Raw genomic sequence first — 26117 nt, 5'->3', positions numbered from 1 at the left:
GGAAACAGCCAAGTAAACCGAAGTGTAGCATGTAGATATTTATTTTGGGAGGGATCTCTTGATGAAAACAATCGCAGGTTTGTCAATATTGGAGTGGCAAGGGAAGCATCAATTACTTAATAATTTGATTCAAATGGATGAAGTGTTCTGGATTAATCCAGATTACGGTACTGAGTTGGACGAAACGATCGTCCAAGCGGACCACGTTAAATCGGCAGAAGACAGGTTGGGAAGATTTGCTGATTATATCGTCGAGGCATTTCCTGAAACAAGGACTATGCAGGGGATTATTGAATCACCACTAGTGGAAATTCCCTCCATGCAAAAAAACATGGAAAAATCCTATAACGTTGAAATAACGGGGAAACTCTTGCTTAAATGCGACAGTCACTTGCCCATATCCGGCTCTATCAAGGCGCGCGGAGGCATTTATGAAGTCTTGAAGCGTGCTGAGGAAATTGCCATGAAGCATGGCGGATTAAAGCAAACGGATGATTATGGAATCCTTGCAAGCGATACATACAAGGAATTATTTTCAAACTACTCGATAGCCGTCGGATCAACCGGAAATTTAGGCATGAGCATCGGCATCATCAGCGCAAAGCTGGGCTTCCGGGTTACCGTCCATATGTCAGGCGATGCGAAGCAGTGGAAAAAGGATAAGCTAACAAGCCTGGGTGTCATTGTAAAGGAATATGATGATGACTATAGTAAGGCTGTGGAAGAAGGGCGGGTGGAAGCCTCTCTTGACCCCAATTGCCATTTCATTGATGATGAAGATTCGATGGACTTGTTTCTCGGTTACGCGACGGCTGCTGAGCGCCTGAAGAATCAATTGAAGCATCGCTCGATACGCGTTGATGAAGAGCATCCTTTGTTTGTATACCTGCCTTGCGGAGTGGGGGGCGGTCCCGGTGGCATCACTTATGGCCTGAAGCTTGCTTTCGGTGAACATGTCCATTGCTTTTTTGCAGAGCCGACGCATTCGCCATGTATGACTATAGGATTAATGACAGGACTTCATGACAAAGTCTCGGTGCAGGAATTTGGAATCGACAATAAAACGGAAGCGGATGGACTCGCCGTCGGAAGGCCATCCGGCTTAGTTTCCGGTTTAATGACTGCCATTCTAAGCGGTAGCTATACCATAGAAGATAAGCGATTATTTGAATTGCTCGGGCAGATGGCAGAGACAGAAGGGTACTATTTAGAGCCATCCGCCCTGGCAGGAGCATATGGACCCGTACACCTTATGTCGGATCCAACAGGGCAAAAATACCTTGACGATCATAAACTACTAGGGAAAATGAACGACGCCACGCATATCATCTGGGCGACAGGCGGGAGCATGGTGCCAAAGGACATGATGGAACAATATTTAGCTAAACGGTAAAAAGAAAGAAGTTCACGATGTGAACTTCTTTCTTTTTACAAACCCCAGGAATTCAATAAAAGGCGGATGGACTTCTCCAATTCAGCTTCAGGGATGCCGGCAAAGCCCAAAATGATTGTTGGGGGATGCTCTTCCATTTTTTCAATGGAATAGGCAGAAAGGCCATATATTTTAATGTGCTTTTCATTTGCCTTTTGAATGAGTGTTTGTTCATCCATGCCGTTCCTCACGATCAGCACGATATGCAATCCTGACCGCTCACCAATGATGGAAATAGGTTTATAAGGTTTTAGCAACTCGATCACTTTGTCCAATTTGCGGCGGTACACTTTCCTCATCCGATTCAAATGCTTTTCGAAATCCCCTTGCTTCATGAACTGTGTCAAGACGTGCTGATCAATTCGTGAAACGGTTGAATGGTAAAAGGATAATTCTTGCTGATGCCTTTCTAACAAGGGAGCGGGAAGAACCATATAACTGATTCGGATGGAAGGCATCAATGACTTGGAGAATGATCCCAAGTATATGACTTTTTCGCCAGCATCCATACTTTGTAAAGATGGAATCGTTTTACCACTGTAACGGAATTCACTATCATAATCATCCTCGATAATATAGCGGTCTTCTCCGCCCTGCGCCCAATTCAACAACCTCGTCCGCCTATTGACGGAAAGAATCGTCCCATAGGGGAAGTGATGGGAAGGAGTCACATACACGACATCGATGCTGGAATCTTCAATCGGGTTGACCTTTACTCCTTCTTCGTCTATTTCAAGAGGATGCACTTCATTTGGATAGCTGCGTAAAATGCGGTGGATCAAGTGATAACCTGGATCCTCCACACCGTAAATGGTATTTTTGGCAAAAAGCAGGACGAGCTGCTGCAATAAGATCTCCATTCCGGCACCAATGATGATTTGTTCAGGAACACATTGAACCCCCCTGGCATGATACAAATAAAGAGCTATCTCACAGCGTAATTCATATTCCCCTTGAGAATCGCCCAGTAGCAGAAGCTCTTGACGGGACACATCAATTTTGTTTTTCGTATATTTTCGCCATTTTTCAAAAGGAAAATTTTCCGTATCAATTTGGCTTGGATGAAAGTGATACTGAACTGCTCCTTGTTGAACTCTATATGGCTCCAACGCAACATGCTTAGACTGCGTATACTCTAAATCCTCGAATGTTTGGATATAATATCCCTTTCTCGGAATGACTTCAACGTATCCCTCAGCAGTCAACTGCTCATATGCAGTCTCGACGGTATTTTGACTAATCTGTAGAAACTCTGCTAATTTCCGCTTGGAAGGCAACTTTGTTCCAAACGGAAGCCTGCCCTCAATTATTTCTTTTTTAATATGTGAATATAATTGCTCGTACAATGGTACGTCACAAAATCGATTTAAATCACACGTTAGCATGTTCATTTAGTTCCCGCCTTATTGATTTTTAATTGCTGAACCCATTAAATTGTTGGAAACTGACACTTTCAATGCGGTCAACTATTTTTTATACTAAATAACAAATCTAAAAAATGCAAATATTAGGAGGAATCATTGTGGAAAAATTATTAGGAACTGAAACAGTTAAAAGAGGAATGGCACAAATGCAAAAGGGTGGCGTAATCATGGACGTCATCAATGCGGAACAAGCAAAAATCGCTGAAGCATCTGGTGCCGTTGCCGTTATGGCATTGGAACGGGTCCCTTCCGATATTCGGGCAGCTGGGGGCGTTGCAAGAATGGCCGATCCAAGAATTGTTGAGGAAGTAATGAATGCCGTATCCATCCCAGTCATGGCCAAGGCGAGAATTGGTCATATTGTTGAATCGAGAATCTTGGAATCAATGGGTGTGGATTATATTGATGAAAGTGAAGTGCTGACTCCTGCAGATGAGGAATATCATATTTTAAAGAGTGAATTCACAGTTCCTTTCGTTTGCGGCTGCCGTGATTTAGGCGAAGCTGCTCGTAGGATTGGCGAAGGTGCATCAATGCTTCGTACAAAAGGAGAGCCAGGTACTGGAAATATAGTGGAAGCTGTTCGCCATATGAGAAAGGTACAGTCCCAAATCCGTAAGGTAAGTATAATGAGTGACGACGAATTGATGACGGAAGCGAAAAATATAGGTGCTCCATTTGAGATTTTAAGAGAAATCAAGCGGACAGGAAAATTGCCTGTTGTCAACTTTGCCGCTGGCGGAATCGCTACACCAGCTGATGCTGCATTGATGATGGAATTAGGGGCAGATGGCGTATTCGTAGGTTCTGGCATTTTCAAATCGGAAAATCCTGAAAAATTCGCATCGGCAATCGTTCAAGCTACTACATATTTTACGGATTACGAATTAATAGGCCGTTTGTCAAAAGAGTTAGGCAGTGCAATGAAAGGAATCGATATTTCTAAGCTGGCTCCAGCAGAACGTATGCAGGAACGTGGTTGGTAAGATGATAACGATCGGTGTCTTAGGATTACAGGGAGCAATTGAAGAACACTTGAACCAAATCGATTCAGCCGGTGCGCAAGCATTAATCGTAAAAAAACCATCACAGTTAAGCGAAATCGATGGCTTGATCATACCTGGCGGGGAAAGTACGACGATGAGAAAGCTTATGGATCGCTATGGCTTTATGGGTCCAATCAAAACATTCTTTGACCAAAAAAAACCGATTTTCGGTACTTGTGCGGGAATGGTATTGGCGGCCAATCGTTTGTCTGGCGATGAAAAGGCTTATCTTGAATTGATGGATATTTCCGTGAAAAGAAACGGATTTGGCCGTCAACGTGATAGCTTTGAGGCGAACTTATCGATCAATGGAATGGAAGAACCATTCAAAGCCGTTTTCATCCGTGCTCCATATGCTGTTGGAGCTGGGGTGGATGTGGAGATTTTGGCTGAATATGATAATAAAGTCGTCGCTGCAAGACAGGAACATGTCCTTGTCAGTGCTTTTCATCCGGAATTAACGGGTGATGATCGTTTTATGCGACTTTTTATAGATATGGTAAAAGCATCCTTGAAAGAGGCAGATTTGAAAATCGGTTAAAAAGCAGCTGTCACTATCGAGTCCAGAATATAGACAAACTCATTTCATAGAGTTTGTCTATATTTTTTTAACCCTATAAATTATTGGCACGACCTTTTTCACGATTATGTCGAATTGATTTTCACTGAAGCAATCGCTCTTCACGATCCGCACTGAAAAACGCATTATTCCATTCGTTCAGGTTTTATATAGATAGGTACGTTCGATTTCGTTGGAATAAACGAAAATAAACAACAACTGGCCAAGGGTTGTAAGTTGACTTCTATTTTTCAGACTATTACGATAAAATTAAATAACAGATAATACATGAAGGAAAGTGCAAGTTTGGAAATAAGATAATAGGAGGAAATGTACATGAGCGAAATTGTCATATTATCAGGAAGTCCTGCAATTCCATCAAGAACGGACATTTCACTGAAACATATTCAATCATTAGTTGAGAAAGAGGGCTTTGCCACAGCATATTATTCAATTACCGAATTTTCAGCAGATGATTTGTTCCAAGGCCTTTATAACAGCGAAGAAATTTTAAAGCTTGCAGAAAAGATTTCTAAAGCGAGGGGAATCATCATTGGATCACCTGTATATAAAGCATCCTACACGGGTGTATTGAAAGCATTGATTGATTTGCTGCCGGAAAATGCGTTTAAGGGAAAACCGGTGCTTCCGATTATGATCGGGGGGAGCCACAGGCATTTATTGGCGATTGATTATGCACTAAAGCCGTTAATTTCCATCTTAAAAGGCGAGCCATTGCAAGGCATTTATTTCGTTGATAAGGAAATAGATAAAACAACTCCAGAAAACCCGATTCATGATGTGAACCTGGTCGATCGCGTCCAAGGTCAAGTTCAGGAATTTGTAGAGGCAATTCAATTAAGAAATGTGTCACTCTGATTCCGTTTCTTGCATAGCTAATTCATTCAATTGCAGATCATCCATAAATGCAAGCATGTAGGACATGGACAAAAAAATAGAAAATGAATATCGTGTATAATAATTACAATTCATCCATTTAATTAATCCAAGTTGTTTTATAAGAAAACTCCATTGACAAGGATTGAATATATGGTAATATTTAAAATAATAAAACTTATCCAGAGCGACGGAGGGAATTGGCCCTTTGAAGTCCAGCAACCTGCATGATGTATGCAAGGTGCTACATCCAACAAAATGGTTCACCATTTTGGAAGATAAGGTAATGGTTATTTACCTTGAAATCTTTCCATTATGGAAAGATTTTTGTTTTTTATAAAAATTTTGAATAATCCATAACAATGTAAGGTTGAGTGGAATTATATAAATTTAAGAAAATTAAATGAGTGGTCGATTTTCTTAAAGGAGGAACTATTTTGGATAAAGAGAATCAGCTTGAGGAAATATTTGAAAGACTTCAAGAAATGCTTCATTCAATGAAGTATGGATCCATCACACTTGTTGTCCAAGATGGTAAAATCATTCAAATGGAAAGAAATGAAAAGCTTAGAATTAAATAAGACAGCTGCTGACTAGAAAAACTAGAGGCGTGTTTAACTAATATAAAGAGAATATTGGTTAAATTCGTCTCTTTTTCCTAGAATTAAAGATACAGTGGGTTCCGATCACCTGTTACTCCAGCCATTGATACGCAAGCAAGTTTTAGAGGGGGCTATAAGGTTGGTTGCATTAATTAAATACGAAAATTTCAATTGTGATTCTTTACCGGTCTTTCCTGAAGATAGTGAGACAAAAGGGGCTTTGGAGGTACTGAAATGGGCTAATGAAGAATACGGGAATAAGCTCATATATGCGTGTAGCTTTGGGATAGAAGGCATCGTGCTTACGGATTTACTGGCAAAGGTGAACCCTGCGGCCAAAATCGTTTTCCTCGATACGGATGTCCATTTTGAGGAAACGTATCAATTGATCGATCAAGTGAAAAAAAAATATCCGGACCTTTCAATAGAGATGAAGAAACCTGCTTTGACGCTGGAGGAACAAGCTTCGGAATATGGAGACGAATTATGGCTAAGTGACTCTAATAAGTGTTGTCATATCCGTAAAATCACTCCACTTACTGAGGTGCTTTCGACGGCAACGGCTTGGCTGTCTGGGCTGAGACGCGAGCAATCCGAAACAAGGGCCGCAACCGAGTACATCAATAGAGATAATAAGTTCCAATCAATTAAGATTTGTCCGCTAATCCATTGGACATGGAAGGACGTTTGGCGGTATGCACATAAAAATGGACTGCCATATAATATCCTGCATGATAACGGTTATCCGAGTATTGGCTGTAAGACCTGCACTTCAGCTGCCATTAATGCGGATGATTTACGCTCAGGACGCTGGCAAGGCGCTCAAAAAACGGAATGCGGCTTGCATTTATCCTAAATAAATAGAAAACATAGGGGGAAATTAGCATGACAAACAGTCTGCCTCACGGAGGAACTTTAATCGATCTTTGGGAACCAACATATGATACTGGTAAAATAAAAAATTCAGTCGAAATTGATGCGATTGCCTTAAGTGACCTTGAGTTGATAGGGACGGGCGCATATAGCCCGATAAAAGGCTTTTTCACAAAAAGAGACTACGAGGCTGTTGTCAAAACTATGAGACTGAGCAGCGGCCATGTTTGGAGCATACCGATTACACTGCCATTATCGGAATCGTCAGCAAAGACCCTTACTATCGGAGAGGAAGTAAAGCTTACGCATGAGGGGGAAACATACGGCGTCCTTACTGTTTCCGATATCTTCACTCCAGATAAAACATTGGAAGCGACGTTGGTTTATCAGACGGATGACGAGAAGCATCCAGGGGTGAAAAATTTATATGAACGTGGAAATGTATATGCCGGCGGTGAAATAAAATTGGTCAAAAGGATTGAACGTTCCCTATTTCATGCTCATTATTTGGATCCTGTCGAGACGAGGGAAGCTTTTGCAGCGAAGGGGTGGAAAACGGTTGTCGGATTCCAGACCAGGAACCCAGTCCACCGTGCCCATGAATATATCCAAAAGACAGCTTTGGAAATCGTCGACGGTCTATTCTTGAATCCGCTTGTAGGTGCCACTAAATCTGATGACATTCCGGCTGATGTTCGAATGGAGAGCTATAAGGTGCTTCTTGAAAAATATTATCCCGAGAATCGGGTCTCCCTTGCCGTTTTCCCTGCCGCGATGCGATATGCAGGACCGAGGGAAGCCATTTTCCATGCGATGGTACGTAAAAACTATGGCTGTACCCATTTTATTGTCGGCCGTGATCATGCTGGGGTTGGCGATTATTATGGCACTTATGATGCGCAAAAAATCTTCGGGAATTTTAATGCGGATGAGCTAGGGATTACCCTGTTATTTTTCGAACATAGTTTTTATTGCAAAGCTTGCGGTAATATGGCATCAGCCAAAACTTGTCCGCATGACAAGGAGGATCATGTAATCCTTTCCGGAACGAAGGTAAGGGAAATGCTGCGAAATGGTGAAATTCCTCCAGCTACATTTAGCCGTAAAGAAGTCATTGAGGTGTTGATCGAAGGGCTAAAAAAGAATGAAGTTTTTAACTGATTGGTAAAAATATGAAGAAGTGCAGTAAGAGGGGGAGCATAATGAGTAAAAACACAAATGTAACATGGCATGAATCGTCATTGACCAAGGAACTGCGCCGGAAGCAGAACGGACATGAGAGCACGGTCCTATGGTTTACGGGCCTGTCGGGATCAGGGAAATCAACGATTGCAAATGCAGTTGCCAAAGAGCTGTATAACCGGAATATACGCAGTTATGTGTTGGATGGGGACAATATCCGCCATGGATTAAATAAAGATTTAGGATTTTCAGAAGAAGATCGAACGGAGAATATTAGGCGAATAGGCGAAGTTTCCAAGCTTTTTGTCGATAGCGGGCAGTTCGTATTGACCGCCTTCATATCACCCTTCCGCGCAGACCGCAAGATTGTGCGGGATTTGCTTGCAGAAGGGGAGTTCATTGAAGTATACATAAAGTGCCCCATCGAGGAGTGCGAGGTCCGCGACCCTAAAGGTCTCTACGACAAGGCACGTAAAGGAATCATCAAAGACTTTACGGGTATCGACTCTCCATACGAAGAGCCTGAACAGCCGGAAATCATTCTAGAGTCCAACCGGTACAGTGTAGAAGAGTGCGTCGAACAAGTAATCAGCTTTTTGACAGCAAAGAGAGCGATTTGATCAAGGAGGAAAAATCAATGGTATACGAGAAACTTTGGTCGGAGAATCCTTTGATCGCTAAAAATAAAACCGAAATAAGGAAATTGGAAAAAGACGGGCTCGCCATTTTTGACGATATTGCCCATTATGCTGCTAATGGATTTGAATCGATTCCTAAAGAGGAATGGGATATGTTCAAATGGGCCGGCCTTTACTTGCAACGTCCCAAAGAAGCGGGTTACTGGATGATGCGTGTCGTCATACCCGGTGGTATCGTGACTTATGATCAACAAATCGCACTAGCGAACATCGCTAAAGATTACGGCCGCGGAGTATATGATATCACCACTCGTCAAGCAATCCAATTTCATTGGCTGACGATAGAGCAAATCCCGGATATTTTGGCCCGCTTAGATCGGGTTGGATTGACTACCGCCGGTGCTTGTGGTGACATTACCCGAAATATCATCGGGAATGCGCTGGCGGGGATTGACCGTGATGAACTTTTTGATACACGTGAAGTCCTTTATGCTGCGTTTGAATATTTCCGCTTCAATGAAGATTATTCTAACCTTCCAAGGAAATATAAGATGTCAATAAGTTCGAATATTCACAATGCTTCGAATGCTGAAATCAATTGCGTATCGTTCAATCCTGCAACCAAGGAAATAGATGGCAAAACAGAGGCTGGCTTTCATGTAAAAGTAGGTGGAGGATTATCCTCCGTCCCGATGCTCGCTGAGGAGCTTGATTTGTTTATTTTACCTGAAAGGACCGTTGAGGTTGCAGCGGCAATCACGACGATATTCCGTGATTTTGGCTACCGTGAAAAACGTCACCGCTCACGTTTGAAATTCCTTGTCGCTGATTGGGGTCCTGAACAATTTCTGGAAAAACTGCTGGAATACACGGGACCGCTTCCCGAAAAGGGAAAAAGTGCAGTGCGGGGCTGGAATGCTGGTTATTTTTACGGGGTCCATCAACAAAAACAACCAGGACTCCATTACGTAGGTGTCAACATTCCAGTTGGACGCCTAACTCCGGAAGAAGTGATCGAGTTTGCCGAGCTGGCAAAGAATTATGGGAATGGTGAGATCCGTTACTGTAACTCACAGAATCTAATCCTTCCAAATGTTCCGGAAGCCAAACTTGAGGAATTGAAGCAGGAATCCATCTTTGAAAGGTTTCCGTACCAGCCGAAAAAATTCATAGGTTATTCCGTTTCTTGTACTGGCATTGAATATTGCAACCTGGCTCTCGTGGAAACCAAAAACAGGATGAGAGCCATTTCTGAAAGGCTGGATAGGGAACTGGTTCTTGATGTACCGGTTAGGATGCATATGGTAGGCTGTCCCAATAACTGTGGTCAACGGGCGATTGCCGAAATAGGGCTCCAGGGCATAAAGATGAAAAACCAGGATAAAAAAATGGTCGAAGCTTTTGAAATTTACGTAGGCGGTACATTGAATGAAGGCGGGAAGTTCAATGAAAAGCTTAAAGGGAAAGTGGAAGCTGAACAACTTTACCATGTGTTGAAAGAGCTCATTCTATTTTTCAAGCAGGCGAAGCTTGCAGCAGAAACCTTCCTCGAGTTTGTGGAAAGGGTAGGAAAAGTGGAGTTGCAAACCAAGCTTGACGATATTTTGGCAGAAGTGGCCATTTAATGGGAGATGTAAGCACTCTATGAATCTATACCGTTTTGAAGTCACAATCGATGATGACCCAATCCATGTCGTCATTGTTGCCGATTCTGATGAAAAAGCTTTTCAGCTTGTTGATGTAGAGCTGGAAAAGCATTTTCTGAAAATGCCGGACGTGGATGATATCTCATTATATGAAAAAAAGAAACTCAAAAATGGAGCTGGTTTCGTGTTATCACAGTTCGAAACGATTCTCTAAGGGAAGGCAGGTAGCAAAAATGGGGAAAGTATATCTAGTAGGAGCCGGTCCCGGAGATCCAGATTTAATAACGGTAAAAGGATTGAAATGCATCCAGGAAGCTGATGTCATTTTATATGATCGACTTGTCAATAAAGAGCTGTTGAATCATGCAAAACCCGGGGTGGAATTGATCAATTGCGGAAAGCTGCCGGACTATCATTTATTGCAGCAAGAAACGATCAATCGGTTTTTGGTTAAATATGCAAAAAAAGGAAAAGTCGTCACCCGCTTGAAAGGCGGCGATCCTTTTGTCTTTGGAAGGGGCGGAGAAGAAGCAGAAGCCCTTGCCAAAAGTGGTGTGAGCTTTGAAATTGTTCCCGGTATTACGGCTGGGATAGCGGCGACAGCCTATGCAGGCATTCCCGTTACGCATCGAGATCATGCTTCGACATTTGCGATCGTTACCGGTCATCGCAAAAAGGATGAGGAGGATGATATCAAGTGGGAATCCCTAGCGAAAGGCATTGATACTTTAGCGATATACATGGGAGTGAAAAACCTGCCATATATTCAAGGGAAGCTACTGGAGCATGGGAAGAGTCCAGACACTCCAGTAGCTCTTGTTCATTGGGGAACTCTATTGAATCAAAGGACCTTTGTCAGTACATTGTCTAAAGTGGTGGAAACGGCTCACACTGAACAAGTTTCCAATCCATGTATGATCGTAGTGGGCGATGTCGTCAATTTACGCGAAAAAATCAAGTGGTTTGAAACAAAGCAAACGGAAAATATGCTGGCGAATGAGGCCTATTGATGGAGGCCATCTTATACATATGTCATGGTAGTCGCGTTAAAGAAGCTTCAGCCCAGGCCATTGATTTTATAAAAGTTTGCATGAAATCTCAATCAAATGAAATTCAGGAATATTGTTTTTTGGAATTGGAAGCACCGTCGATTGAAGAAGCCTACGAACGATGCATACGGCAAGGTGCGACGAGTATCGTTGCCATTCCGCTCTTATTGCTGACTGCGGCGCACGCGAAACATGATATCCCGATCATATTGGACAAAATGAAACGGCAATATCCAGCCGTAACCTTGAAATATGGCAGGCCAATTGGTGTAAGTGATGAAATGGTCGATATTTTAATGGAACGATTGGAAGAAACGAATGAAAAGGTTACCGAGGATTCTTTAATTTTGTTGGTTGGAAGAGGAAGCAGTGATCCGGATGTTAAACGGGATTTAGGCCAGCTAGCTGATTTGCTTCGAAACAGGTTACCAAAAAGCCAAGTGCAAGAATGCTATCTGACTGCTGCCAAACCAAGTTATGTCGAAGCTTTGGAGATGGCTGACGAATCTCAAGCGAACAAAGTTTTCATCATTCCTTACCTGTTGTTTACGGGAATATTGATGCAATCAATCCAAAACGGTTTACAAAAAGTCGGGGATTCAAACGGACGAAAAATCATCCTCTGTAACTATCTAGGGTACCATCCGAAAATCGAACGGGTATTGAAAGAACGTATACATGAATTGAATGGGGAGGAAGCTTATGTATCCAATTACGCTTAATATCGAAAATAGAAAGTGTATCATCATCGGCGGTGGTCAAATTGGTTACTTTAAAGCTCGTCCCTTATTGGAAGCTGGAGCAGAAGTGACAGTCGTGAGTCCTGAGATATGCCAAGGGTTCCAGCAGCTGAAAAAGGAAGGGAAGATACATGTTTCATTAAAAGAAGTGGAAGAGGCTGACTATCGAGAGGCATTTTTAATCATCGTTGCAACAAATTCTGAAGAAGTGAATGAACGGGTGTATAGGACTGCCTCACATAGTCAATTGGTGAACGTAATCAGCAATCATGAACTTGGAAATTTTCATTTACCAGCTACATTGAACAGAGGCATGCTAGCGATAAGTGTATCGACTAATGGAGCAAGCCCGGCACTTGCGAAAAAAATCAGGAATGATTTAGGAGAAGTTTATGATGAATCATATGAGGAATATTTGGAATTCCTTTTTGAAGCAAGGAAGATCATAAAGAAAAGTCCGTTAACACATGAGGAAAAGTCCAAGCTTTTGAAAGATTCGATTGCCGATGTGTATAAGCATTCGACAAAGGAAAGATATCGTTTTTTGGCTAGGCTATTGCCAGTAGAAGCTGAATGAAAAATGAATCAACGGGCCGATCAGAAAAACTGAAGGCACCTAACCACAAGAAACGCCTTGTTGGTCAGGTGCCTTTTTGTCCGGAATCAGCCCAACGACAGTCTAGCGGTTCTATGTTATCCAGTGTTTATTTTCGTATAAAGAAGGTGAAGGTCATGAAAAAGTTAATCGTTTTAGCCTTTATCGGCTTACTAGCTCAATTAATCGATGGTTCACTTGGCATGGGGTATGGAGTGAGTTCAACTTCCCTATTGTTGACATTTGGAATTGCACCGGCAGTGGCATCGGCTTCCGTTCATTTATCGGAGGTGGTAACGACTGCTGTGTCAGGAGCATCTCATATCAAATTTGGGAATGTGGATAAACATATGGTCTACCGCTTGATCATTCCCGGCTCGATCGGTGCCTTTGTAGGTGCCTGCTTCCTGAGCAACCTGCCTGCCGAATTAGCGAAACCGTATATTGCCGTATTTTTATTTGGGCTTGGGATATACGTTCTGTTTCGTTTTTTATTTATTTTCAAACCGTCTAAGGAACATGACACCGTAAAGCCATTGACCGTTAAGCAATCCATTCCGCTAGGGCTCTTTGCTGGATTTTGTGATGCTACAGGAGGCGGTGGATGGGGACCGATTGCAACACCCGTTTTGTTATCCAAAAAAGGGATGACTGCAAGAAAAGCAGTCGGAACGGTCGATACAAGTGAATTTGCCATCGCTTTCTTTGGAAGCCTAGGTTTTATCATTTCGTTAGGCTGGGAGGCTGTTAATTGGCTTTGGGTCGGGGCGTTAATCATGGGCGGGGTGGTTGCTGCACCGATTGCAGCTTGGCTCGTTCGTATGCTTCCGGCTCAATTAATGGGCGTGTTGGTCGGAGGCTTCATTATCTTGATAAACGTACGGACGCTTTTAACAACGTGGGTGCCAGTTGAAGCACATTTGTATATGTATACAGGCATTGTGGTATTGTGGTTTTTGGGAATCCTACATACCTTCAATAAGATGTCCACAGCAAAAAAACTCGATCGATTAGAACAACGGCAGCGTGTGTCCTAACGATAGAAGTGATAGGTACTTCCACGTATCCTGCTCACCCATCCTTCGGAAGAAATGACTTGAGTTACATGTCATATCGCTGATGGATGAGCAGGATTTTTCATCTTCCACAATCCTCACTCATGAAAACGAGCTTAAGCCTCCCAATTTCCCTGTGCTTCCCAAAAAATATCCGATTGTATGTATGGGCAGCAGAGCCATTAATTAATGGCCTGCTGCTGTTCAAATGTTTGGACCGTATTTATATATACGTCAATGAGCGGTAGTATGTTTTTTTTACTATCGAATTGATTCACTACCAATTTCCGTAAATCCCGTCCTGTTTGCCAGCCAATATCCGATCGAAGGAGTTTACGCAGGTCGCGATAAAGCAACGCTTGGCTGCATGTCTGCTCTGCAGCGTGATCCCCGAAATAGCACTCCCACGCTTGTTGAAAGTTATCTCTGTTCACCTCTCCAAAGTATCCAAGGTTTCCACAAGAAATGACTGGTTTTTCGCATGCCATTGCTTCCAAAGCAACCCTGCCTGTGCCCACCACATAGTCTGCAACTGCATAATAGTCCTTGACGTCCTTTTGTTCCCCGGTGAAATGGATGAAATCCTCCTTACATGATGATTGGATACTTGCTGCCATACTTTTAATATCCTTTAATTGCCGACCGTTACCGACGATGATTACATGCAGGTTGGAAATATCCTTTAATTTTAAATCTCTGCAGGCCTTAATTAAGAGCATGCAGATTTTTCCTTTATGCCGAGTTATTCTGCTGCAGTAAACAATGACTTTGGCGTTAAGTGGAATATTCATTTTCGTTCTTAATTCCATTGAGGGTGAAGGGGAAAATAAGGCCGTATCGATTCCATTTGCTATCACTTCGATTTCCTTCGCAAAAAATGGCTGCAGCCATTTTTTAACGGGGTCGCTAACAGCAATGGCGGCATCTGATAGCTGCAGGACACTTTTTATATCGCTTTCAAGAAAGTAGGTGCCGTGCAGTGTGAAAATGAACGGTATATTGGCGATTTTCGCTGCTTTGGCAGAGATGTAGCCTGAATTGATCTGGTGACCATGGACAAGTGTTATCTGCTCTTGCTGAAACAAATCTACAAGGTTGTTTACTAATATTGAGCCCTTTCCTGCCTTCGCCGTGAAGGTGGCAGGAAAATCAACCTTATGAATGGCGCACCCCGTCTCCCGTAAACGACTTATCATACTTCCGTCTCCTGTAACTACTGCTATATATACTCCTCTAGCCTGCAGCTCCTTAACGAGACTTAGCACATGAGTTTCCGTTCCGCTTACATCCAATGTATCCAACACCATCATGATTCTCATTGGCTTCATGTGAGCGTGCCCCTTATGTGAAACGTGTCGATAGAGCCTAACCGTTTTTCAATAATGCGATTAACCTTATTTAAAGGTGCATAAAAACCTGGATTAGTAGGATGAGAACTTATGAATGATAAGCAGATATCTTTTCTTGACAATGAGTCCAGGCATCTTTTTGTTGAACCTGATGTTTTGGAGCACGATGGAAATACGAAATTTCCGTTATTCTTCATTCGTTTATATGTCACATTTATCACCTCATCCGTATCATATTCCGCTTTTTAAAGAAGTGGACATGGTTTTGAACATCCTTAATAAAAAATATTAAGTTAGTAAAAAAAGGTGGATTAGTCCAAGCCGAAAACATCCTTTGTCAATATACTACTTTTGAAGCCATATAGAAAGGAGCAGCAAAATGTCAAGATCCTCAAAGGAATCAAGTGGATCAAGGAATTCAAGAAGATCGAATTTAGGTGAGTTTTTTACAAAATTGCAGACCGAAAATTCATTTTCCATAGGGACCATACCGGGATTCACGCTTGCGATCGATAACGAATTCAGTGCTGTACTAAAGAAGGGAAAGGGGGAGCATTGCAAAAAGGAAGACAGCAAGAAGTGTGCACACAAGCAAGATGAGAATAGAATAGATGATCGTATAAAAGACAATCAAAAAGGTGGTAAAAAAATGAGCAGCAAGAAAGAATGTAAAAAGAATTATTGCGAATACCTCTACTATAAATGGCTAATTGAAAATGGAAACAATACGCCAGTTACACCAGACTTCCCCGATACACCGGATTTTCCAGGAGACCAGTTCAGTGATTTAAGAAGGATTTTATTGAGATTACTAGGAAAAACCGTAACGGTTTCCACTGACTTTGCACCGGTGACGGGAATTTTAAGTGCGATTGAAGCTGATTATATCGTCATTAGTGAAGCAGCTGGGACTGTTGTATTCGTTCCGTTCCGTGCCATCAATTCTGTAAGAGAGCCTATATAAGGAGGAGAATGCATTGTTATCAAGTATTTTTTTTAGAGAATTAAGACATTATATCGGGAACCCGGTCGAAGTGGCAACGAGCAGTGATTTATTTGAGGGAGTGTTACATTTAGTGACCGATGAAATCGTTCGCTTAACGGAAACATCCGGTGGATATGATGGAGATCCAGATATCATTACCATCCCATTAAACCAAATAAACTACGTTCGTGTAGATAACGCACAATAAGTAATATGAAGAAGCAGCCATCGATAAGGTGGCTGTTTCTTTTCACCGATTAAGTACAGCTGCTTCGGCTTTCAAAAGGATCTTGACAAATTATGTAAATATCTTAATCACACATAGGAAAATACTTATGTGTGATTTTTCTTGTGACAGAATGACTGGATACATAAACTTGCCATATCTGCATCGATCAAAGATGAAATGGACATTTTGCAGATATGTTCTTGTAGAAAGGGTGTATTGGTAGGTAATTATTATTTCGTTTTGTACAATGGATAGATAAGGAACCTGAAAAGGAGTTTTAAGAAATGGAAGGAATAGCTGATCATTTAAGAAAGAATCTGGATATTTTGTTTGTTGGCTTCAACCCAAGCATCCGTTCAGGGGAAACGGGCCATCATTATGCGAATCCTACCAATCGTTTTTGGAAAATCCTCTACGAGTCTGGTTTGACACCAAGGAAATTTCATCCCGATGAGGATCTAACCTTGCTGGATTTAGGTTACGGATTCACGAATATCGTTTCAAGACCTACAAAAGGTGCTGCTGATATTACGAAGGAAGAATACATCGACGGAAGAAAGCAATTAAAAAGTAAAATTGAAAAGTATAAGCCAAAACTTGTCTGTTTCGTGGGCAAAGGGGTTTATCAGGAATATCGTCAATCACGAAATATCCCTTGGGGCTTACAGGAAAATTCTCAGTCCAATGCTTCGATGGAATTCGTCGCCCCTTCATCCAGCGGCTTGGTGAGAATGAAGATAGAAGAAATCATCGAAATATATAGGGAATTGCCCATCCTGCTTAAAAATCTGGAAAATGATGAAACGGGGATTTGAATAAGATGGTGGCAAGTCCTTCAAAGCCTGCTTGTGGGGACACTACCGATTTCTTTGACAGCCGCTTTTTTTCAATGAAACCTAAACATTTCAAGGATAGGCCGATATAACCAGTAATGGAAATCCGTTACTGGTTTTTTGTTCGCATCTAAATGATGTACAAACGAAGGGCGATTTGGATGTATGCGGAACGAGTAGGCAAATGACGCTTTTTACTGAACTAGGAAAGCTTGATTATCAAAAAGGGCATTGAATACATAAACTAGGGTGAAAGAACTTCTAAGACTTCGTTACAACTGGCTGAATTGTAAGCGCTTCGAATATGTAAATGGAAGAACAGACGTTTAGAATACGGTAGTCTGTCAACAATGGGAATGAGGAAATAACTATGGAGGTGTTCTATTAATGAATGTAAATGGTGCCCTAGAGGTTCTTGATCGCATGCGGCTTCCTAATGGTGCATATACTGCCAGCGTTTCCAACGATTATAATTATGTCTGGATCAGGGATGTGGTATATACAGTTCTGCCTTTTATAAATGACCCATCCAATCGTTATGAAAAAGCCTATCATGCCTTATTCGACTTATTTCAAACCTATGAATGGAAGATAGATATTCATACTGAACAAAAGCCCCAGTTTCTATTTGAATATATCCATGCTCGTTATTCGATTGACCTGAAGGAGCTGCCGGATGAATGGGGGCATGCTCAAAACGATGCAATCGGTGCTTTTTTATGGGGCGTCGGCGAAGGATGCAGGCATGGGAAAAAGGTAATTCGAGATGAACGTGATTTACAAATCGTTCAGAAGCTGGTCCATTACTTGGAGTGCCTGCAATATTGGCAGTCGGAAGATAATGGGATGTGGGAAGAGAATATCGAAATTCACGCTTCGAGCATCGGTGCATGTGTTGCCGGTTTACAGTCAGTAAGGATGTTGGTCAACGTAAGGGCTGAACTGATTAAAAAGGGGGAAGAGGCACTCCGTTTTCTGCTTCCTAGGGAAAGTTATTCAAAAGTGGCGGATCTAGCACTTTTATCTTTAATTTATCCTTATCGACTTGTCGACCGTGATATCGCTCTTCAAATCCTGAATAACGTTTCTGGGCTCCTTGAGAGAAAAAACGGTTGTATTCGATATGAAAACGATCTTTATTATAACGAGGGTCGCGAAGCGGAATGGTGCTTTGGGCTTCCTTGGTTGGGCTTATGCTATATGGAGCTTGGTATGGTGAACAAGGCGGTGGAATATATAGATAAGACGAAAAGCATCATTCCTGAAAATTGGGAAGTTCCAGAGTTATATATCGGCGGAAGTGATGTTCCTAATAAGAATACCCCTTTGGCATGGTCCGTTTCATTATCCTATCTTTTCTTAACGAAAACCGACATGATTCGCACAGAACAAGTGACATGAAGCATTTATACTTTGTACCTTAGAGCTCTTCCTATAAAACAGGAAGAGCTTTTATTGGAATAATGTTTTTTTACATAATATGGCTTATTTTTTTCAATAAAATGTTTTAATTTTCAAAAAAACGGGCATTTATTACAATATCTTCACCTCCATTGAAGGATTAATGCTATTTCCAACGAATATATATAATAACTGGGGAAGGGTGGATGAAATGTTATCGAGTTCATATTGATGGAGGGGTTTTATTGAATACAATTTTGGATCAGCTACAAGAGCATTATCCAAGCGATTTCGACTTATATTTGTTTCATGAAGGAACACTTTATGAAAGCTATAAAATGCTTGGGGCACACATAATTACATCCCTAGGTAAAGAAGGAGTGCGATTTGCCGTTTGGGCCCCCCATGCCAAGCAAGTTTCAGTAGTCGGCAATTTTAATGATTGGGAAGGAACCGATCATGTAATGAAACGGATCGAGCGTTCAGGCATCTGGGTGTTGTTCGTACCAGGACTTCAAGAAGGGGAACTATACAAATACGAAATACATACACCTGGAAATAAACGTATCCTTAAAGCCGATCCATATGCCTTTTATTCTGAAGTCAGACCAAATACAGCCTCGATTGTTAAAAGGCTTGATGATTTTGAATGGCAGGATTCGAAGTGGATAACAGATCGGAAAAAGGAAAACGTCTATCATAGGCCCATGTCCATTTATGAAGTGCACCCCGGAACATGGAAGCAAAAAGAAGATGGAGAATTTTATTCATATCGTGAGTTGGCGGATGAATTAGTGGATTATGTAATTGATAATAGTTTTACACACATAGAAATCATGGCGGTCATGGAACACCCATTCGATAAGTCTTGGGGATATCAGGTTACAGGCTATTATTCTGTAACGAGCCGCTATGGTTCACCGGAAGATTTCAAGTATTTGATCAATAAATGTCATCAACGTGGCATAGGGGTCATTCTTGATTGGGTTCCCGCCCATTTTTGTAAAGATGCTCATGGATTATCACGTTTCGATGGCACACCTCTCTATGAACCCATTGACCATAATAGGGCCAATCGTCCTTTATGGGGGACTTATAATTTTGATTTCAGCAAACCGGAAGTCAACAGCTTCCTTATTTCAAATGTATTGTTTTGGATGGACGTATACCATATTGATGGGGTCCGTGTCGATGCGGTATCTTCAATGGTGTATTTAAACCATGACAATCCCTTGCCGGTCAAACTGAAGAATCAAAATGGCGGTGAGGAAAATCTAGAAGCGATAGAATTTCTGCAAAAACTGAATGAAACAGTTTTCAAAAAATATCCGCATGCATTAATGATGGCTGAAGAAGCAACAGATCGCCCACTTATAACTTCTCCTACCGATATGGGCGGACTGGGTTTCAATTATAAATGGAATATGGGCTGGACAAACGATATCCTTCGATACATGAAGCTTGAAACTGGTGAAAGGCCATACCATCACAGCCTTTTGACATTCTCATTTTTCTATGCTTTTTCAGAAAATTTCATCTTGCCCTTTTCACATGATGAAGTGGTTCACGGCAAGAAATCATTATTGAACAAGATGCCCGGTGATTATTGGCAGAAATTTGCGAATTTGCGTTTGCTTTTTGGTTATTTCATGACGCACCCTGGAAAGAAGCTCCTCTTCATGGGTGGTGAATTCGGCCAATTCATCGAATGGAAAGATGAGGAGCAATTGGATTGGCTGCTATTGGAATATGAATCTCATGAAAAACTGTCCCATTACTTTCACACCCTCCAGGCTTTTTATAGAGAAACCTCTTCATTATGGAGACTTGATCATGTCCAGGAAGGGTTTGAATGGATAGATCCAAACAATAGTAGTCAGAGTATCATTACCTTTATGAGAAAAGGTAAGCGCAAAGGCGATTATTGTATTGTGGTCTGTAATTTTTCTGCGCAGCCTTATCATCAATACCGGATCGGCGTTCCATCTCATGGTAAATATTTAGAGGTCTTCAACAGCGATTTCGCAGCTTTCGGAGGTTCTGGTCAGGTGAACGAGGAACCCATTGCCGTTAAAAAAGAACCTTATCATAATCAACCATTCAGTATGGAAATAACTGTACCTCCATTAGGCATTTCTATTTATATGAAGCAAACAAAAAAAAGACGGGGGAGAGTGAACGAATAATGGGAGCAAAAAAATGGATAGCAATGTTATTGGCAGGAGGCCAGGGTTCAAGGTTAGGTGAGCTGACCATCGGGTTGGCGAAACCAGCTGTTCCCTTTGGCGGTAAATATAGAATCATTGATTTTCCATTAAGCAACTGCACTCATTCTGGTATTGATACGGTTGGGGTACTGACCCAATATCAGCCATTGATTCTAAATGATTATGTAGGGAACGGGAAAGCGTGGGATCTAGATCTGGATGTTGGCGGAGTATCCGTTCTTCCACCTTATCAAGGCAAGGAGGGCGGAGAATGGTATAAAGGGACGGCAAACGCCGTTTATCAAAATATCCAATATATTGACAACTATGATCCTGAGCACGTACTGATTCTCTCTGGTGACCATATATACAAGATGGATTACAGTAAGATGCTCGATTATCATGTCGAGAAGAATGCAGAGGCAACCATTGCGGTCATACAAGTGCCATGGCAAGAAGCAAGCCGTTTTGGGATCATGAACACCAATAATGATGATAAGATCACCCAATTCGATGAAAAACCAAAATATCCAAAGAGTAACCTCGCTTCAATGGGTGTCTACCTTTTCAATTGGAAGAAGCTAAGGCAGTATCTGATCAATGATGAAAAAGATGCAGATTCGTCCAATGACTTTGGCAGCAACATCATTCCTAAGATGCTGGAAGATCGGAAGAAGCTATATGCCTACAGATTTAATGATTATTGGAAAGATGTAGGAACAGTAGAGAGCCTTTGGCAGGCACATATGGATTTATTGGAGGAAAAACCGAATTTCCAGTTGGATGATCAGCAATGGAAAATTTTTGCCCGTAATGCAAATCACCCGCCGCAATACATTTCAGCAAATGCTGAGGTCAGTCAGTCCTTAATCAATGAAGGATGCATGATTCACGGTAATATTGAACATTCGGTGCTATCGTATAATGTTCAGGTCGGTAATGGTTCAACAATAAAAGATTCAGTCATCATGCCCAACGTAACCATTGGTGAAAACGTTCATATCGAACGAAGCATCATTGCCAGCAATTGTATTATTGAAGATGGTGCAGTCGTTGGGAATTCAGCGGTTACAGCCGATATAACGTTAATTGGAGAAAATCAGACCATTATCAATCCAAATAAAAAGAAGATAACACTTAACTAGGAAAAGGGGAAGATGCTATGGAAAGTGTGTTGGGTATTATTAACTTAATCAATGAAAAACAACATTTAAAAGAGCTGACCGCTCATCGTAATGTAGCATCTGTGCCATTTGGTGGCCGTTATCGTTTGATAGACTTCACGATGTCGAATTTCATTAACGCCGATGTATCGAAAGTAGCCGTTTTTCCGAAAGAAAAATATCTATCGGTCATGGATCATCTTGGTTCAGGTAAGGAATGGAACCTGGATAGACGTTCTGGAGGGTTATTCATCCTCCCGCCCATCCATCCGGATGAAACGGTAACAGGCGATATGAAACAATTTTATGATCACCTTAGCTTTTTCGAGCGGGCAGCGGCTGATACTGTCATCATTTCCCCGGGATGCCATGTTAGTAAACTGGATTTTAATGAAGTGCTTGCTTATCATAAAAAACATGATGCGGATATAACCGTCGTGTATAAGGATTATGTCGGGGAAGTCATTGAGAAGCCAATCTACCACACCTGCTCCGTTGATTCTAATGAAGATATCTCGGACATCAGTTTTTATACCATCCCTAGACCTGGAGACCATGTTTGTTTAGAAACCTTCGTCATCAGTAAGTCCTTATTGGTCAATTTGATTAAAAGCTGTGTGGCCAGTGGGGAATATGACTTTTTGAAAGATGCAGTGAAAGCCAATCTTCATCGTTTTACAGTCAAAGGCTACAATTTTACCGGTGATATGCCATTCATCCATTCTATCGAAAGTTTCCATTCCAGTAACATGAATTTTCTCAAACCTTCCGTTATCCGTTCCTTTTTCGGAGATACATGGGATGTATATACAAAAATCAAGCATGAGGCTCCGACAAAGTATTCCAGATCTTCCAGTGTTACCAACTCTTTAATAGCAAATGGTTGTGATATTGAAGGGACTGTAGAAAACAGCATTCTTTTCCGCGGGGTAAAGGTGAAGAAAGGTGCAATCGTTAGAAATAGCATCATCATGCAAAAAGGGGAAATTGAAGAAGGTGCCATCGTCGAAAATACGATAACGGACAAAGAAGTGAAAATAACAAAAGAAAAAACGGTCATCGGCAGCGAACAGCCTGCGGTAATCAAAAAAGCGGAAGTCATATAAATAGAGGAGGTGCGGCAATGAACATTGTAATTGCTGCTTCAGAATGCGCCCCCTTTATAAAAACGGGAGGGCTCGGAGACGTGATAGGTGCGCTCCCGAAAGCGCTAATCAAACAGGGGGTCCATGTAAGTGTCATCCTGCCTAAATATGAGGATCTCCCTTACCATTTCAAAAAGGAAATGACGCATATGACGAGCATTGAAGTTCCTGTAGGCTGGCGCCAGCAATTTTGTGGAATTGAGAAGCTTGTCTCTAATGGCATTACATATTATTTTTTAGATAATGAGTATTATTTCAAAAGACACGGGAGTTATGGCTTTTTTGATGATGGCGAAAGATTCGCCTTTTTTTCCCGTGCCATATTAGAGGCTTTGCCATACTTGGAAGAAAAGCCGGATATCGTTCACTGTCATGATTGGCAGACTGGCCTTGTCAGTGTATTGCTGAAAGCCCATTATCACAATCATCCATTCTATCAGGATATTAAAACGGTCTTTACGATACATAATTTACGATACCAAGGGGTCTATTCCAAAACGGTTCTAGCAGAACTACTGGATTTGAGTGAATTATATTTTAATATCGATGGTCTTGAGTTTCATGGAAATGTAAGCTATTTGAAAGCTGGCTTAGCATTCTCCAATGTCGTCACAACGGTAAGCCAAAGTTATGCAGAAGAAATTCAAACTCCCTATTATGGAGAAAGTTTGGATGGTTTTTTACGAAAAAGAAATAGTGACTTGAAAGGCATAGTCAATGGAATCGATTATGAAGAATATAATCCTTGCACAGATGGATACCTTGCCGTTCCTTTCGATTCCTATGAGGGGAAGCTTGAAAACAAACGCCTGTTGCAGGAATCATTGAATCTTCCAGTAAAGGAAGATATTCCGGTAATATCCATGGTGACAAGGCTCGTTGATCAAAAGGGAATCGATCTCATTCTCCACGTTTTTCATGAAATGATGAGCCAGGGCATTCAATTCATCCTTTTGGGTACAGGAGAGGAACAATATGAATCTGCCTTTCGTCAATTAGCTGAACAGTATCCGAACCAAGTTTCCGTCCATACATATTTTAATGAGGGTTTAGCAAGGCGAATCTATGCAGGATCTGATATATTCCTGATGCCTTCACAATTCGAGCCGTGTGGAATTGGGCAGCTTCTGGCTTTAAGGTACGGCACCCTTCCATTAGTTAGGGAAACAGGTGGGCTTCGTGATACCGTCATTCCTTACAATCAATTTACAGGTGAAGGGAATGGCTTCAGTTTTAGAAATTATAATGCACACGAAATGCTTCATACCATTGAGCAATCGGTGGGGCTGTATAAGTTCCAGCCGAAGCAATGGAAGAGTCTGGTCGAACGTGCCATGAAGCTGGACTTTAGTTGGACTTCTTCATCTCTGGCTTATATAAAGTTATATGAGAGCCTGCTTCCCGTCCTGAAGAAATAGATAAGAATCAAGCAAAACACTTACGAAAATATATCTTCGTAAGTGTTTTGTTTCTTTTGCCATCAATTATGGGTATATGGATTATATGTATATAAAAAATTGCTGTGTAGGAGAATGAAAAGATGAAAAGAAGAAGAATGGAAATTATATTTTTATTTATAATAATCGCTGCTGTTTACGTAATTTTGTTTACGCAAGTTAGCATTGATATGAAGCTGTTTTTTATGGGATTATATATATTTGTCATGTTCGTAACGATGTTTTCCCTCATGCTCGAAAATCGATTTGCGCACGAAACGCTATTATGGATGTACGTCCTGCTGTTTTTCCCTGTTTTCGGATATGTGTTTTATTTATTTTCAGGACAACTCTATTTAAAAGGTTATTTATATCAAACCAAAAGGAAACGAGATCGAGCGGAATGGAAGAGCCTTGTAAAACAGGTATCAGCTCCAGATTTATCATTCTTGAATAATCACCAGCAATCGTTTGCAGCGTTTGCCAAAAATGCTTCTGAGACCACTATCAGTACGTCTTCCAAAACGGAAGTCTTGAAAAATGGCAATGAAACGTTTACGGAAATCATAAAACAGTTAAAAAAGGCAGAAAAGTTCATTCATATTGAGTATTATATTTTTCGATCAGATAGGCTTGGCACGGAAATAATCGATATCCTCATTGAAAAAGCACAAGCTGGAGTGGAAGTTTTATTCATTTTTGATGCAGCCGGCAGTTTAAAGCTGTCGAATAACGAAATTAAACGAATGAAAAATGCCGGTATAAAAGCCTTTCCGTTTTCTCCTTTGAAAAATGGATTTTTCAATCAAAAATTCAATTTCAGAAATCACCGGAAGATCATCATCATCGACGGAGAGATTGGCTTTGTCGGCGGCTTGAACGTCGGTGAGGAGTATCTAGGAAGAAATAAAGAGATTGGATTCTGGAGGGACACACATATGGTCCTTAAAGGGGAAGCGGTATATATGCTTCATACCGTTTTTCTTTTGGATTGGGAATATGTCAGTGGCGAAGATGTATTGCAAGAGCGTCCGGAACTGAAAAGCGAAGGCGGAAAAGGGGACGGAGCTGTCCAGGTGGTGGCTAGCGGGCCCGATACGCAGCAGGGAATCATGAGTGATTTTTACTATGCACTTATCAATAACGCTACCGAATCAGTTTGGATTGCCAGTCCATACTTCGTGCCTAATCAAGCGATCAAAGCAGCTATCAAACATGCGGCCGTAAAAGGAATCCAGGTTAGGTTAATGGTTCCTGCGGTAAATGATGGTTTCTTGACACAATACGGCAGCCGCTCCTATTTCGGGGAGCTGCTTCAATATGGCGTTGAAGTTTACTCGTATAAAAAAGGTTTCTTACATCAGAAACTCATCATCGTTGATGGCGATATCGCCTCCATCGGCACGGCAAACATGGATATGAGAAGTTTTCATCTGAATTTCGAAGTCAATGTCTTCCTTATGGGCAGCCGTTCCATCGGTGATCTTATCTCTCATTATAAGGAAGATATGCTGGATAGTGAAAAACTTGACCCCATTGAATATAATAATCGCAGTATGCTCGAACGTTCAAAAGAATCATTTGCCAGATTGTTTTCCAATGTACTCTAATGGGAAAAAAATCGGATAAAT

25 protein-coding genes and 1 riboswitch are annotated in these 26117 nt (G+C 41.5%); of the genes, 23 read left to right on the top strand and 2 right to left on the bottom strand.

Translation table 11 applies throughout. The features are described from left to right. Window positions 1–61 precede the first annotated feature (61 nt). Window positions 62–1393, top strand: coding sequence for a D-serine ammonia-lyase (locus tag ABE28_RS12120; RefSeq protein WP_064464935.1), 1332 nt, complete (start codon window positions 62–64; stop codon window positions 1391–1393). A gap of 35 nt (window positions 1394–1428) precedes the next feature. Here ABE28_RS12120 and pdxR read toward each other — a convergent pair whose 3' ends face one another. Next, window positions 1429–2823, bottom strand: coding sequence for a MocR-like pyridoxine biosynthesis transcription factor PdxR (pdxR, locus tag ABE28_RS12115; RefSeq protein ID WP_064464937.1), 1395 nt, complete (start codon window positions 2821–2823; stop codon window positions 1429–1431). Between the two features lie 107 nt (window positions 2824–2930). On the opposite strand from pdxR, the gene pdxS reads away from it, so the two are divergent. From pdxS to ABE28_RS12050, 13 genes are all read left to right on the top strand, one after another. Next, complete coding sequence (pdxS, locus tag ABE28_RS12110; protein WP_167353401.1) at window positions 2931–3842, top strand: pyridoxal 5'-phosphate synthase lyase subunit PdxS; 912 nt, start codon at window positions 2931–2933, stop codon at window positions 3840–3842. A gap of 1 nt (window position 3843) precedes the next feature. Then, entirely contained in the window at window positions 3844–4443 is a 600-nt protein-coding gene (gene pdxT / locus ABE28_RS12105; RefSeq protein ID WP_064464941.1) for a pyridoxal 5'-phosphate synthase glutaminase subunit PdxT, read from the top strand. A gap of 354 nt (window positions 4444–4797) precedes the next feature. Continuing rightward, window positions 4798–5340 (top strand): NADPH-dependent FMN reductase, encoded by a 543-nt coding sequence (gene ssuE / locus ABE28_RS12100; protein ID WP_064464944.1) that lies wholly within the window; start codon window positions 4798–4800, stop codon window positions 5338–5340. A gap of 193 nt (window positions 5341–5533) precedes the next feature. Beyond that, window positions 5534–5643, top strand: a riboswitch (SAM riboswitch). Window positions 5644–5795: 152 nt separating this feature from the next. Further along, window positions 5796–5939, top strand: a complete 144-nt coding sequence (locus ABE28_RS12095; protein WP_083232061.1) for a YezD family protein — start codon at window positions 5796–5798, stop codon at window positions 5937–5939. Window positions 5940–6111: 172 nt separating this feature from the next. Beyond that, entirely contained in the window at window positions 6112–6816 is a 705-nt protein-coding gene (locus tag ABE28_RS12090; protein ID WP_156775945.1) for a phosphoadenylyl-sulfate reductase, read from the top strand. A gap of 29 nt (window positions 6817–6845) precedes the next feature. Then, a complete protein-coding gene (gene sat, locus ABE28_RS12085; protein WP_064464947.1) occupies window positions 6846–7994 on the top strand; it encodes a sulfate adenylyltransferase in 1149 nt (382 codons plus the stop codon). A 41-nt stretch (window positions 7995–8035) separates the two neighbouring features. Further along, complete coding sequence (gene cysC, locus ABE28_RS12080; protein ID WP_064464949.1) at window positions 8036–8635, top strand: adenylyl-sulfate kinase; 600 nt, start codon at window positions 8036–8038, stop codon at window positions 8633–8635. A 17-nt stretch (window positions 8636–8652) separates the two neighbouring features. Then, a complete protein-coding gene (locus tag ABE28_RS12075) occupies window positions 8653–10278 on the top strand; it encodes a nitrite/sulfite reductase (RefSeq protein ID WP_064464951.1) in 1626 nt (541 codons plus the stop codon). 19 nt (window positions 10279–10297) lie between these two features. Then, window positions 10298–10513: a DUF3906 family protein gene (locus ABE28_RS12070; protein WP_064464953.1), complete on the top strand. Its 216-nt coding sequence runs from the start codon at window positions 10298–10300 to the stop codon at window positions 10511–10513. A gap of 19 nt (window positions 10514–10532) precedes the next feature. Continuing rightward, complete coding sequence (gene cobA, locus ABE28_RS12065) at window positions 10533–11309, top strand: uroporphyrinogen-III C-methyltransferase (RefSeq protein WP_064464955.1); 777 nt, start codon at window positions 10533–10535, stop codon at window positions 11307–11309. Beyond that, window positions 11309–12070, top strand: a complete 762-nt coding sequence (locus ABE28_RS12060; RefSeq protein WP_064464957.1) for a sirohydrochlorin chelatase — start codon at window positions 11309–11311, stop codon at window positions 12068–12070. Before cobA ends, ABE28_RS12060 begins: the two co-directional genes overlap by 1 nt. Beyond that, entirely contained in the window at window positions 12051–12665 is a 615-nt protein-coding gene (locus tag ABE28_RS12055) for an NAD(P)-binding protein (protein ID WP_064464959.1), read from the top strand. Before ABE28_RS12060 ends, ABE28_RS12055 begins: the two co-directional genes overlap by 20 nt. A 155-nt stretch (window positions 12666–12820) precedes the next feature. Then, window positions 12821–13720: a sulfite exporter TauE/SafE family protein gene (locus ABE28_RS12050; protein ID WP_064464962.1), complete on the top strand. Its 900-nt coding sequence runs from the start codon at window positions 12821–12823 to the stop codon at window positions 13718–13720. A gap of 200 nt (window positions 13721–13920) precedes the next feature. Here the strand turns inward: ABE28_RS12050 and ABE28_RS12045 are convergent, their stop codons facing one another. Continuing rightward, on the bottom strand, window positions 13921–15066 hold the full coding sequence (locus tag ABE28_RS12045; protein ID WP_083232060.1) for a glycosyltransferase: 1146 nt from the start codon (window positions 15064–15066) through the stop codon (window positions 13921–13923). Window positions 15067–15466: 400 nt separating this feature from the next. On the opposite strand from ABE28_RS12045, the gene ABE28_RS12040 reads away from it, so the two are divergent. The 9 genes from ABE28_RS12040 to cls all read left to right on the top strand — a co-directional run bounded on the left by ABE28_RS12040 (window position 15467) and on the right by cls (window position 26096). Beyond that, window positions 15467–16051 (top strand): DUF2642 domain-containing protein, encoded by a 585-nt coding sequence (locus tag ABE28_RS12040; RefSeq protein WP_064464964.1) that lies wholly within the window; start codon window positions 15467–15469, stop codon window positions 16049–16051. A gap of 13 nt (window positions 16052–16064) precedes the next feature. Then, a complete protein-coding gene (locus tag ABE28_RS12035; protein WP_064464966.1) occupies window positions 16065–16280 on the top strand; it encodes an LSm family protein in 216 nt (71 codons plus the stop codon). Window positions 16281–16585: 305 nt separating this feature from the next. Beyond that, a complete protein-coding gene (locus ABE28_RS12030) occupies window positions 16586–17116 on the top strand; it encodes a mismatch-specific DNA-glycosylase (RefSeq protein ID WP_064464968.1) in 531 nt (176 codons plus the stop codon). 405 nt (window positions 17117–17521) lie between these two features. Then, window positions 17522–18535 carry a glycoside hydrolase family 15 protein gene (locus ABE28_RS12025; protein WP_064464970.1) on the top strand — a complete coding sequence of 338 codons (1014 nt, stop codon included), beginning with the start codon at window positions 17522–17524 and terminating at the stop codon, window positions 18533–18535. A 245-nt stretch (window positions 18536–18780) separates the two neighbouring features. Continuing rightward, window positions 18781–20721: a 1,4-alpha-glucan branching protein GlgB gene (gene glgB / locus ABE28_RS12020; protein ID WP_257390565.1), complete on the top strand. Its 1941-nt coding sequence runs from the start codon at window positions 18781–18783 to the stop codon at window positions 20719–20721. Continuing rightward, the gene (locus ABE28_RS12015) at window positions 20721–21887 is read left to right on the top strand and encodes a glucose-1-phosphate adenylyltransferase (protein ID WP_064464974.1); all 1167 of its coding nucleotides are present in this window, start codon (window positions 20721–20723) and stop codon (window positions 21885–21887) included. The genes glgB and ABE28_RS12015 overlap by 1 nt, the downstream gene beginning before the upstream one ends. Before the next feature lie 17 nt (window positions 21888–21904). Beyond that, window positions 21905–23011 carry a glucose-1-phosphate adenylyltransferase subunit GlgD gene (gene glgD, locus ABE28_RS12010; RefSeq protein WP_064464976.1) on the top strand — a complete coding sequence of 369 codons (1107 nt, stop codon included), beginning with the start codon at window positions 21905–21907 and terminating at the stop codon, window positions 23009–23011. Between the two features lie 17 nt (window positions 23012–23028). Beyond that, complete coding sequence (gene glgA, locus ABE28_RS12005; protein WP_064464978.1) at window positions 23029–24468, top strand: glycogen synthase GlgA; 1440 nt, start codon at window positions 23029–23031, stop codon at window positions 24466–24468. Between the two features lie 122 nt (window positions 24469–24590). After that, a complete protein-coding gene (gene cls / locus ABE28_RS12000) occupies window positions 24591–26096 on the top strand; it encodes a cardiolipin synthase (RefSeq protein WP_064464980.1) in 1506 nt (501 codons plus the stop codon). Window positions 26097–26117 lie beyond the last annotated feature (21 nt).

The organism is Peribacillus muralis, assembly GCF_001645685.2.
In the GTDB taxonomy this organism is placed as follows: Bacteria; Bacillota; Bacilli; order Bacillales; family DSM-1321; genus Peribacillus; species Peribacillus muralis_A.
Note: the sequence above shows the minus strand (reverse complement) of the source record. Positions and strands in the feature narration are given on the sequence as shown.

Coding starts and splice junctions, on each gene's coding strand:
- ABE28_RS12120 (WP_064464935.1), top strand. CDS start 62: ATGAAAACAATCGCAGGTTTGTCAATATTGGAGTGGCAAGGGAAGCAT.
- pdxR (WP_064464937.1), bottom strand. CDS start 2,823: ATGAACATGCTAACGTGTGATTTAAATCGATTTTGTGACGTACCATTG.
- pdxS (WP_167353401.1), top strand. CDS start 2,931: ATGCAAATATTAGGAGGAATCATTGTGGAAAAATTATTAGGAACTGAA.
- pdxT (WP_064464941.1), top strand. CDS start 3,844: ATGATAACGATCGGTGTCTTAGGATTACAGGGAGCAATTGAAGAACAC.
- ssuE (WP_064464944.1), top strand. CDS start 4,798: ATGAGCGAAATTGTCATATTATCAGGAAGTCCTGCAATTCCATCAAGA.
- sat (WP_064464947.1), top strand. CDS start 6,846: ATGACAAACAGTCTGCCTCACGGAGGAACTTTAATCGATCTTTGGGAA.
- cysC (WP_064464949.1), top strand. CDS start 8,036: ATGAGTAAAAACACAAATGTAACATGGCATGAATCGTCATTGACCAAG.
- ABE28_RS12075 (WP_064464951.1), top strand. CDS start 8,653: ATGGTATACGAGAAACTTTGGTCGGAGAATCCTTTGATCGCTAAAAAT.
- ABE28_RS12070 (WP_064464953.1), top strand. CDS start 10,298: ATGAATCTATACCGTTTTGAAGTCACAATCGATGATGACCCAATCCAT.
- cobA (WP_064464955.1), top strand. CDS start 10,533: ATGGGGAAAGTATATCTAGTAGGAGCCGGTCCCGGAGATCCAGATTTA.
- ABE28_RS12060 (WP_064464957.1), top strand. CDS start 11,309: ATGGAGGCCATCTTATACATATGTCATGGTAGTCGCGTTAAAGAAGCT.
- ABE28_RS12055 (WP_064464959.1), top strand. CDS start 12,051: ATGTATCCAATTACGCTTAATATCGAAAATAGAAAGTGTATCATCATC.
- ABE28_RS12050 (WP_064464962.1), top strand. CDS start 12,821: ATGAAAAAGTTAATCGTTTTAGCCTTTATCGGCTTACTAGCTCAATTA.
- ABE28_RS12045 (WP_083232060.1), bottom strand. CDS start 15,066: ATGAAGCCAATGAGAATCATGATGGTGTTGGATACATTGGATGTAAGC.
- ABE28_RS12040 (WP_064464964.1), top strand. CDS start 15,467: ATGTCAAGATCCTCAAAGGAATCAAGTGGATCAAGGAATTCAAGAAGA.
- ABE28_RS12030 (WP_064464968.1), top strand. CDS start 16,586: ATGGAAGGAATAGCTGATCATTTAAGAAAGAATCTGGATATTTTGTTT.
- ABE28_RS12025 (WP_064464970.1), top strand. CDS start 17,522: ATGAATGTAAATGGTGCCCTAGAGGTTCTTGATCGCATGCGGCTTCCT.
- ABE28_RS12015 (WP_064464974.1), top strand. CDS start 20,721: ATGGGAGCAAAAAAATGGATAGCAATGTTATTGGCAGGAGGCCAGGGT.
- glgD (WP_064464976.1), top strand. CDS start 21,905: ATGGAAAGTGTGTTGGGTATTATTAACTTAATCAATGAAAAACAACAT.
- glgA (WP_064464978.1), top strand. CDS start 23,029: ATGAACATTGTAATTGCTGCTTCAGAATGCGCCCCCTTTATAAAAACG.
- cls (WP_064464980.1), top strand. CDS start 24,591: ATGAAAAGAAGAAGAATGGAAATTATATTTTTATTTATAATAATCGCT.